Source organism: Parendozoicomonas verongulae, from assembly GCF_009711465.1.
GTDB lineage: Bacteria > Pseudomonadota > Gammaproteobacteria > Pseudomonadales > Endozoicomonadaceae > Sansalvadorimonas > Sansalvadorimonas verongulae.
Genome location: NZ_SMME01000747.1, coordinates 1 through 8,821 on the forward strand (window position 1 = coordinate 1; position 8,821 = coordinate 8,821).

The 8,821-nt window shown below is 50.7% G+C and carries 7 protein-coding genes; 6 read left to right on the forward strand and 1 reads right to left on the reverse strand.

Annotated elements, in window-relative coordinates; all coding sequences use genetic code 11:
• Positions 1-191: 191 nt before the first annotated feature.
• From E1189_RS04895 to E1189_RS04920, 6 genes are all read left to right on the forward strand, one after another.
• Complete coding sequence (locus E1189_RS04895; protein WP_155158933.1) at positions 192-1,346, forward strand: acyl-CoA dehydrogenase family protein; 1,155 nt, start codon at positions 192-194, stop codon at positions 1,344-1,346.
• A gap of 25 nt (positions 1,347-1,371) precedes the next feature.
• On the forward strand, positions 1,372-2,145 hold the full coding sequence (locus E1189_RS04900; RefSeq protein WP_155158934.1) for an enoyl-CoA hydratase: 774 nt from the start codon (positions 1,372-1,374) through the stop codon (positions 2,143-2,145).
• A gap of 496 nt (positions 2,146-2,641) precedes the next feature.
• Positions 2,642-4,990, forward strand: a complete 2,349-nt coding sequence (locus E1189_RS04905; protein WP_155158935.1) for a hypothetical protein — start codon at positions 2,642-2,644, stop codon at positions 4,988-4,990.
• Between the two features lie 118 nt (positions 4,991-5,108).
• Positions 5,109-5,774 carry an ATP-dependent zinc protease family protein gene (locus tag E1189_RS04910; protein WP_155158936.1) on the forward strand — a complete coding sequence of 222 codons (666 nt, stop codon included), beginning with the start codon at positions 5,109-5,111 and terminating at the stop codon, positions 5,772-5,774.
• Between the two features lie 19 nt (positions 5,775-5,793).
• Positions 5,794-7,368: an inactive transglutaminase family protein gene (locus tag E1189_RS04915; protein ID WP_155158937.1), complete on the forward strand. Its 1,575-nt coding sequence runs from the start codon at positions 5,794-5,796 to the stop codon at positions 7,366-7,368.
• A 5-nt stretch (positions 7,369-7,373) separates the two neighbouring features.
• Positions 7,374-8,378: an alpha-L-glutamate ligase-like protein gene (locus E1189_RS04920; protein ID WP_155158938.1), complete on the forward strand. Its 1,005-nt coding sequence runs from the start codon at positions 7,374-7,376 to the stop codon at positions 8,376-8,378.
• Here the strand turns inward: E1189_RS04920 and E1189_RS04925 are convergent.
• Positions 8,375-8,821, reverse strand: a 447-nt coding sequence (locus tag E1189_RS04925; protein WP_230460174.1) for a Rap1a/Tai family immunity protein, incomplete at its 5' end; no start/stop codon positions are given. The two genes, E1189_RS04920 and E1189_RS04925, sit on opposite strands and share 4 nt — an antisense overlap.

Genomic DNA, 8,821 nt, shown 5'->3' on the forward strand with positions numbered 1-8,821 from the left:
AAAAAATCCACTCGCCATCATTATGCGAAAACAATGGTCCGGGTACTTACGAAGAAAAGCCTTGCTGCTTGGTGGGGGCTTTTTTTCAGACATCTGTAAATGATACCTGTCAATATTGGATCGCTTTGATTCTTCACCTAATATGATCGGGTACTTTTAAACCCTAATAAAATAAGAAGGACAGGGTTGCCATGAACTTTGAGTTAACCTCTGAGCAGATTGCTTTTCAAGACGCTGCGCGGGATTTCGCCCGTCAGGAGCTAGCTCCCAATGCAGCAAGGTGGGATCTGGAAAGCCACTTCCCCGCTGATGTTATTCGCCGTGCCGGTGAGTTGGGTTTTCTTTCTATTTATACACCGGAAGACGCTGGCGGTATGGGGCTTGGGCGTCTGGATGCCAGCCTGATCTTTGAAGAACTGTCTGCCGGTTGCACAACCACTGCCGCCTTTATGACCATTCACAATATGGCAACATGGATGGTAGCAACCTTTGGCAATGATGATGTTCGTGAACGCTGGTGCCCACAGTTGGTAACCGGTGAGATGCTGGCGTCCTACTGTCTCACAGAACCGGGTGCGGGGAGTGATGCTGCGTCTTTAAAAACGACAGCCGTGCGTGATGGCGATGATTATGTGATAAACGGTAGCAAGTGCTTTATTTCCGGCGCGGGCAGTACCGATGTACTGGTAGTTATGGTGCGTACCGGCGACTCTGGGCCGAAAGGTATTTCTGCTGTGGTGATTCCAGCAGATGAACAGGGCATCAGCTATGGCCGTAAAGAGGACAAAATGGGCTGGAACGCCCAGCCAACCCGCACTATCACGTTTGAGGATGTCCGAGTGCCGGTTGTCAACCGTTTAGGTGAAGAGGGCGAAGGCTTCCGCTTTGCTATGAAAGGACTGGACGGTGGCCGTATCAACATTGCTACCTGCTCGCTGGGAACGGCCCGTGCCGCTTTGGGGCAGGCGCGTACCTATCTGGGGGAGCGCAAACAGTTTGGCAAAGCCATTGGTGAGTTTCAGGCGTTGCAGTTCAAGCTGGCAGACATGGCCACTAACTTTGTTGCAGCACGGCAGATGGTGCATCTGGCTGCTGTGAAAATGGATGCTGGCGACCAGCAGGCCACAACCTTCTGTGCTATGGCGAAGCGATTTGCTACAGATGTCTGCTTTGATGTGTGTAACGATGCCTTGCAGCTTCATGGGGGTTACGGCTATATCAAGGAGTATCCATTGGAGCGTCATGTACGTGATAGCCGCGTGCACCAGATTCTGGAAGGCACGAACGAAATTATGCGGGTGATCATTGGCCGCCGCATCCTGAGTGATGAGACGTTCCAGTTCTAACTGATTTGAAGAGGATAATAATAAGATGAGTGATGCACTGATTTTGGAAAAACGTGGTTCGGTGGCCACCATTACCCTGAACAATCCACCGGCAAATACCTGGACGCTGGACAGCCTTAATTATCTGGAAAAGCTGGTGAACGAGCTTAACGCTGACAGCGAAATTGTCAGTCTCGTTATCGTAAGTGATTCCTCCAGATTTTTCTCAGCTGGCGCAGATCTGAAGCAGTTTGCCGATGGTGATAAGGATCGTGCAGCGGGTGTGGCCAAGGCCTTTGGTCGGGCTTTTGAAACGCTGAGTGATTTTCGCGGAGTGTCTATCGCAGCCATTAACGGCTATGCCATGGGCGGGGGGCTGGAAGTAGCTCTGGCCTGTGATCTTCGCATTGCGGGCGAGCAGGCTGTAATGGCTTTGCCGGAAGCATCTGTTGGTTTGCTCCCCTGTGCTGGCGGTACCCAGAATCTGACTTTACTGGTAGGTGAAGGCTGGGCCAAGCGTATGATTCTCTGTGGTGAGCGGGTGAATGCCGAGCAGGCTTTGAGTATCGGCCTTGTGGAAGAAGTTGTGGCCGTGGAAGATTTGCGTTCACGGGCTATAGAGCTGGCAGACATGGCCGGTAAGCAAAGTCCGGATAGCATCGCAGCCTGCAAACAACTGGTTCAGATGAGCCGGAGCCTGCCGGTGCGTCAGGTTCTTCCTGCAGAACGAGAGCTGTTTCTGGCTCTGTTTGACGGAGAAAATCAGAAAGAAGGTGTCAATGCGTTCCTTGAGAAGCGTAAGCCTGATTGGAATTACTGAACACTGCCCTCTGCCTGATGTGTAAGCCGAGTTAACACTCTTGCGCCGGTCAGGTTCCCTGACCGGCTTGTGATACCTCCCCACACTTTTTATCCCTAGCCTTGCCCGCTGGTAGTGGTTGTATTGTGCAAGGTGATGTATGCAAAGTGGCGACGGACTGAGTGGAACCAGAAAGCGAACACACACAATGTGTTTAGAACTGGAGAAGCCGGACGCTGAAGTGTCTGTTCAGTCGAATACTCAGCTTTCTTATCGTGGCTGGATCGTCAATGAAGAGCCGGGAACGTCTGTTGTGTCGCAGTCATGTTCACCCTCGTTTGTATCTGATGGCGATATAAGTGCCAGGCGGATAAAGCATACAGAGTCTTCTGTCGCGCTCCGCAGGCCTTTTTGGGAGCCATTCCGGCGCCCCCCTGAGATCGGACTTTATCCATTTCCGTCTATGTGTGTGTCTTCTCGTAAGCTCACGTACATCACAGCATCGTTGCAGTTTCTTGTGTCAGCACTCAGTGACAGCGACCTCAATGCTCTTATCCATAAAGCGCCACCAACGAGGCACGGTGATTTATGGGTGACGTTGCGTGATGCATTCTGTGACTGCCAGATAGCGCTTCGCCAGCGTGAAGGTAGCAGTGTTCTACCTGCTGAAATGCTGGCCCGATTGATTCACGCCCTTTACCGCTATGGCTGTGCCACTACTCATCCCAGCGTGCACTATCTGTTTCCTTTTGAGGCGGAGGTGCATGGTATTGCCCCTTTGGAGTTTCTTCTGGAAAACCAACAGCACTTCAAGCTACGCACTCCCGCCACTTTTATGGGCTGTATGGCCGACATTCTTGCGGATGACCCGAGTAAAGAGTGGAGCGGCTTTGTGCAGCAGAATAGGGCAGATGTTTCCCAGATCGGTATGGTGTGCGGCTACGGTATCTCGAGCAAGGTTTTGGAGATCGAAGACTCTGTTGGTATCGCTATACCACTGGCTAACCCGTCCAAAGAGGCTGGTGTGGGGCTGGAGGGCTTGCTGCGTGGGATTAGCTGTCAGCGTGTGGACGATACACCTGTCTCACGGGCAAGGGCGCAGCAGTGTTACGAAGAGGAGCTGGCCAGACAACGGGAATCAGATAGTGAAACACGACAGTTGATCATAGACGATATTGAAAAACAGTTGGATGACATAGAAAGTTGGGATGAAACTCTCCCTCGGCCACACTACACAGGAAAGGAGTGGCATATCGGAGAACACAGCGATTCTGTGTTTATGAGTTTGCCGATTTTCCTTGAAGAAGAGGATAAACCACAGGTTGAGTGGGGAAACCTCGTGACTCTTATTTTCGATAGTGGCAGTAAAGAGGAGGTTGCAGATGTTCCTGAAGATCTGCGTACCTTCCAGTGCCAGAGAACCAAACGAGATGGTATTCCCGATGTGGTTGTTCATGATAAAACGACAGGTGATAACTACATCTATATCACGCTTAATCACCGTCATGGCGCTGCATTCCTTATCGCTCAGGAGTTATATCGTATTGCCGGATTCAAAACGATGGATGTAACTCGGATTCGCCGTGATGATAAGAGCAAATGTCATCTCCTTATCAGCCTGCCTATGCAGGATACAAGTGGGAAACAGGGCGGTGAAAGCTTCTGTTATAAGCATGAGACGGTGATGGCTCGTATGCGTGATGGTGCACGTTATGGGGCGGCTGTGGTTTTTGATGCGTTGTTAAAAAATGATGATGTGGCAAATAGTCGAATGGCGATTATTTCTCAGCCGGACCACAAGAATATTATGAGAACTTATGTGTATCGCTCTGAGTTTCACTGTTTGGGGTACAGTCGCAAAACGATACAGCAGAAAGCTGTTGAATCTGGAGTTCCTCTGGGCAGCAATGTCGTGAATGATTTGAACACTCTTCTGAAGGAAGAGTGCTTTAAATCCGCCAGGCACCACAATCAAATCAGGCTTGGCATGGAGCGATTGGGGAACCTGCAAGATGAAACCTTCCATGAAGTTGTTGCCCGTTATTGGCCGGGTTCACAGAGTGATGCGCAGGTGGTTGCAGAGCAGCTGCTTCAGCGCAAGGCTGCTCTGCTTTCTATGTCTGAATTCGCACCTTCCCCCGACAGGCTGGAAAAACCACTTGCGCCTGTCTTCCATGAGAAGCGCCATGTTGCTGCTGTCCGAGCGCTTTGTGAGAGTCATGGCGAAATGGAACTTCCCAATATCGTTGCAGGGGGCAAGCCTTTGGAAACGCGAGGACGGCTGCGTACTCTGCTGTGTCACACGGGAGATGCCCAGGAGCGCGGTGGTTACATCACTCTGCACAGAATTGGAGATGTCTGGTTTGTGGTGGATGACCTGAAAGGCGATGGTGAAGGAGGTATTTCTCTGGATGAATATGTGTCCCAAAAAGGCCTGAAATTCCTTGTTGATGGAGCGTTTCCTGCTGGCATAGCCACGCTGGAAAATATGCTCAAATGTGGTTTCCTGCGCACAACGCCAGAATTGATGCTGTGGGAGCTGGAAGCGGCTGAAAAACGCAGAGAGTGGCATCCGGACTTTGAGCAGGCTGTTATAAAGAGTTGGCAAAGTGCCTGTGGCTACACATCAGAAAACACATCAGATGATGAAAGCAGCGATGCGTTTATAGAGTGTGTTAGCCATTTTAGTGATGGACGATCCCCTACCGATCGAGTAAAAGAGCTGGAGCCTGAATTTGCACCAGAGCTTCCCGTGGGGCTATATAACATTCCGCACGGCGCCAGAATTGCCCCTGTGAGTAGCTTGTTTGTTGAGGTTGTTCAGAACGGCAAGCGTGTGAAAATTCCTCCAGCGTCGCTGACATAGAATAAATACGCACAGAAGCATGGAGGCTATCTGATAAAATAGAGTGATTCCCTTAAATTATTTCCATGACTGCTCATACCAGTCAGTTTTTTTGTCGCCTCTGTTAAAGGACTCTGTTATGCCAGCAAGCTTTACCCGCCGGCTCACACTGTGGTTGCTTGTTCTTACGTGTTCTCTGTTGACCGCCTGCCAGACATCTCAACGCGCATCGGACAATATGGCCAGCTCCCCCCAAACCAGTGGGCATTCCTCCCAGAGCACGACTGAAGAGACAGAAAGGAAAACCTGCCCAACCCGAGAACCTGTTGTGAAGACGCGTGTAGTCACTCGTACAGAGGTGATTTATCAGCCAGTTGAACTCGATCACAAGCTGGTTGTTGGAGGTGTGGAAACTGCTTACTTCCCCAACATGGGACAGCTCAAGGTGAGCGCGCGGGTGGATACCGGTGCGACAACCAGCTCCCTGCATGTGAAATCGGAAAAAGAGTTTGAGCGCGATGGCCGGCCCTGGGTTTCGTTTCTTGTTCCTGTCCCGGGATTGAAAGAACCCGTGAAAGTGGAGCGCCCTCTGGCGCGAAAAGTGTTTGTGAAGCGTAAAGGAAAGGAATCTCAGGAACGTCTGGTGGTGATGCTAACTGTACGTCTTGGCAAGTTGGAGAGAACCAGTGAGTTCACCCTGACAGACAGGGATAACTTTGAGTTTCCCGCATTGATTGGGCGTAACTTCCTCACGGATATGGCGATAGTTGATGTCAGCCATGAATATCTGGCTACCGAAAAATAGGCCTGCTTCGAGTTAACTTATGAACAGTAATAAAAAACAGGTCTTGTTTGTAGTGATGGCTCTGGTTGTGCTGGGGCTGTCGGTGGCGATTTACAAAAATGTCAGCCTTGGCTTTCCGTTCTTCCCGGGAGAGTCTGCCCTGATTTGGGATGTTGAAGCGAAGGTGACATTCAAGGCAGAAGACGGGCCTGCAATGGTTTCTCTGGCTATGCCCGAGCCTGGCGGTCATTACAGTATTCTTGATTCCACGCATGCGACACCCGGCTATGGGTTTCGTAGTGTGGAGCATGATGGTGTTGAGCGGGTAGAGTGGACACGTCGAACGGCATCTGGGCAGCAAAATCTGTATTATAAAATTAAGGTGCAAGACAGCCTCCCGGAAACCGCTGTTTCACCGGGCGTAGGTGTATCGGACGACAATGAACGGGTTGCTGGGGCAACACTCTACTTCCCTGAACTGGAAGGTGCCTACCGCGTAGCAGCGGATAATCTGATTGATACTATACGAGCACAATCGTCTGACGACTTGAGCTTTGCATCTCTTTTGATCAGTAGCTTAAATGAAACCAAGTCCCGCCCTAATGCGGCGTTTTTGAATGATCTTCTTTCCTCCCACAATTCTGTAACTCGCTACACCCGTGTCGATCTGATCATGAAGCTGCTACAGGACGCAGGCCTGCCAGTACGCAAGGTACGTGGTGTGATGTTGGAAAACAGCCGCCGTAACCAGCCATTGGTGGATATGGTGGAGGTACTGACGGGCAAAGACTGGCATATGCTCAACCCTCAAAGCGGTGCTGAAGGTATGCCGAAAAACTTTATGCCCTGGCAGCGTGGCGGGGTGTCTCTGCTGGATATTACCGGTGGTCATAACTCCCGCATAACTTTCTCGGCCTTATCACGCTCTGTACCAGTGTCGGAACTGGCCGTAACTGCTGCACGGCATAGCCGGGCGGCTCTTGTGGACTTCTCCCTTTACAGCTTGCCGATTGAAGAGCAGAACGCTTATCGCTATATCCTCCTTGTCCCCATTGGCACACTGATTGTTGTGCTGATGCGTATTCTGGTGGGGCTGAAAACCAGCGGCACATTTATGCCGGTGCTGATCTCCCTCGCCTTTCTGCAAACCCGTTTGCTACCGGGGGTGGTGATTTTTGTGTCAATTGTTTCCATAGGCTTATGGATTCGATTTGTTCTCAGTCGGCTAAATCTACTCCTTGTGGCACGAATATCATCGGTGGTTATTGTCGTGATAGGGATTATGGCCGGGATGAGCGTGCTCAGTTACAAGATGGGGATTCAGCAATCCATGTCGGTAACTTTCTTCCCGATGATTATTCTGGCATGGACTATTGAGCGAATGTCCATTCTCTGGGAAGAGGAAGGGCCGATGGATGTGTTAATAAGCGGCGGTGGTAGTCTGTTGGTGGCGGTACTGAGTTATGTGGCAATGACGAACCGGTTTATCGAGCACTTGACGTTCAATTTCCCCGAACTTTTGCTCTGTGTGCTTGGTTTTACTTTGCTGTTGGGGCAGTACACTGGTTATCGATTACTGGAACTGCGTCGTTTTCGTCCCATGGTTGAGGACTGATCACTATGTTTCTGAGTTCTCTGTTTGAACGCCGAAGGAGCTTGCGTGATCGTGGTGTCCTGGGAATGAATCAGCGTAATAATGCGTATATCGGCCGTTATAATGATCGGGCGAAGTTCCCGGTTGTGGACAATAAAGTCACCAGTAAAAAACTGGCGATTGAGGCAGGTGTCGCAGTTCCCAAGCTGCTGCATATTATTCGCACACAGTACGAAATTTTTGCCTTACGCCCGGAACTGGAGCAACTGGATGAATTTGTGATCAAGCCTGCTAAGGGCAGTGGTGGTAAAGGCATTCTGGTTATTACCGGGCGGGAAGGTAATGAGTGGGTCAAAGCCAGCGGCAGCCGTGTCACTTTTGATGATATTGAACGACATATTTCCAACACCTTAGGTGGGTTGTACAGCCTTGGTGGTAACAGTGATATTGCGATGATCGAAGGGTTGATCAAGGCGGACCCTGTCTTTAATCGTTTCAGTTTTGAAGGCGTGCCAGATATTCGCACCATTGTGTTTCAGGGCTACCCGGTGATGGCAATGATGCGTCTGGCAACCCGTTCTTCCGATGGTAAGGCCAATTTGCACCAGGGGGCTGTGGGTGTGGGGCTGGATCTGGCAACAGGTAAAAGCCTGAAAGCTGTACAGTTTGACCGACAGGTAAATCATCATCCAGATACCGGCCATTCATTTGCTGATTTGAGCATTCCCCACTGGCGCAGGTTGCTGGAACTCTCTTCCGCCTGTTTTGATATGACGGGACTGGGATATCTCGGTGTGGATATTGTGTTGGATCGTATCCATGGGCCATTGATTCTGGAGCTGAATGCCCGCCCGGGGCTGGCAATCCAGATTGCCAATGGACAGGGGCTTCTTCCTCGCCTGAAAACCATTGAAGGTTTGCCAAAAACTCATGCTTTGGCTACTGAGCGTGTGGATTATGCTCAGGTGACATTCAGCGAGCATGAGCCAGCTTGGATACCGGCTCAGAAGTCGGAGCTTGAGACTGCCTAACAGGGGTAGCGAACGGCCAGTGCTTCCAGAATGATCTTGGCAGGATTTTCGTTCCAGGTATCCGGAATCTTTTTGGTGTACTTCACCGACAGCTCGATGGCGTATTCTGTGCTGACATTCTCAGGAACGCAGAACTGCTTAATAGGCGTTGTGCGTTCTATATCCCGCATAGCGGACATTGTGGCTGATGTGTAGGCGTAACAGCGCTGCCAGTTCTTTGATGACCCTTGCATCATGGCGCTCTGGTTGATTGCCTGATAGTCACCGCACACGTTCATGTAATCTTTGGCGCTCACAAGGGGGTTAAAGGGAGTGAAAGGTGCGGTTTGTACACCGCTGTATGGATCTTCGGCACTGTAATACTGGGGAGACACAGCAGATGCCTTTGTTGCCCAAAAGCCTATAAGTACCCAGACCATTGCTTTCGCATAGTCTGGCGGCGT

What these genes read in the sequence shown, in the direction of transcription:
- E1189_RS04920 (WP_155158938.1), top strand. Translation starts at nt 7,374, where the DNA reads ATGTTTCTGAGTTCTCTGTTTGAACGCCGAAGGAGCTTGCGTGATCGT.
- E1189_RS04910 (WP_155158936.1), top strand. Translation starts at nt 5,109, where the DNA reads ATGCCAGCAAGCTTTACCCGCCGGCTCACACTGTGGTTGCTTGTTCTT.
- E1189_RS04900 (WP_155158934.1), top strand. Translation starts at nt 1,372, where the DNA reads ATGAGTGATGCACTGATTTTGGAAAAACGTGGTTCGGTGGCCACCATT.
- E1189_RS04915 (WP_155158937.1), top strand. Translation starts at nt 5,794, where the DNA reads ATGAACAGTAATAAAAAACAGGTCTTGTTTGTAGTGATGGCTCTGGTT.
- E1189_RS04895 (WP_155158933.1), top strand. Translation starts at nt 192, where the DNA reads ATGAACTTTGAGTTAACCTCTGAGCAGATTGCTTTTCAAGACGCTGCG.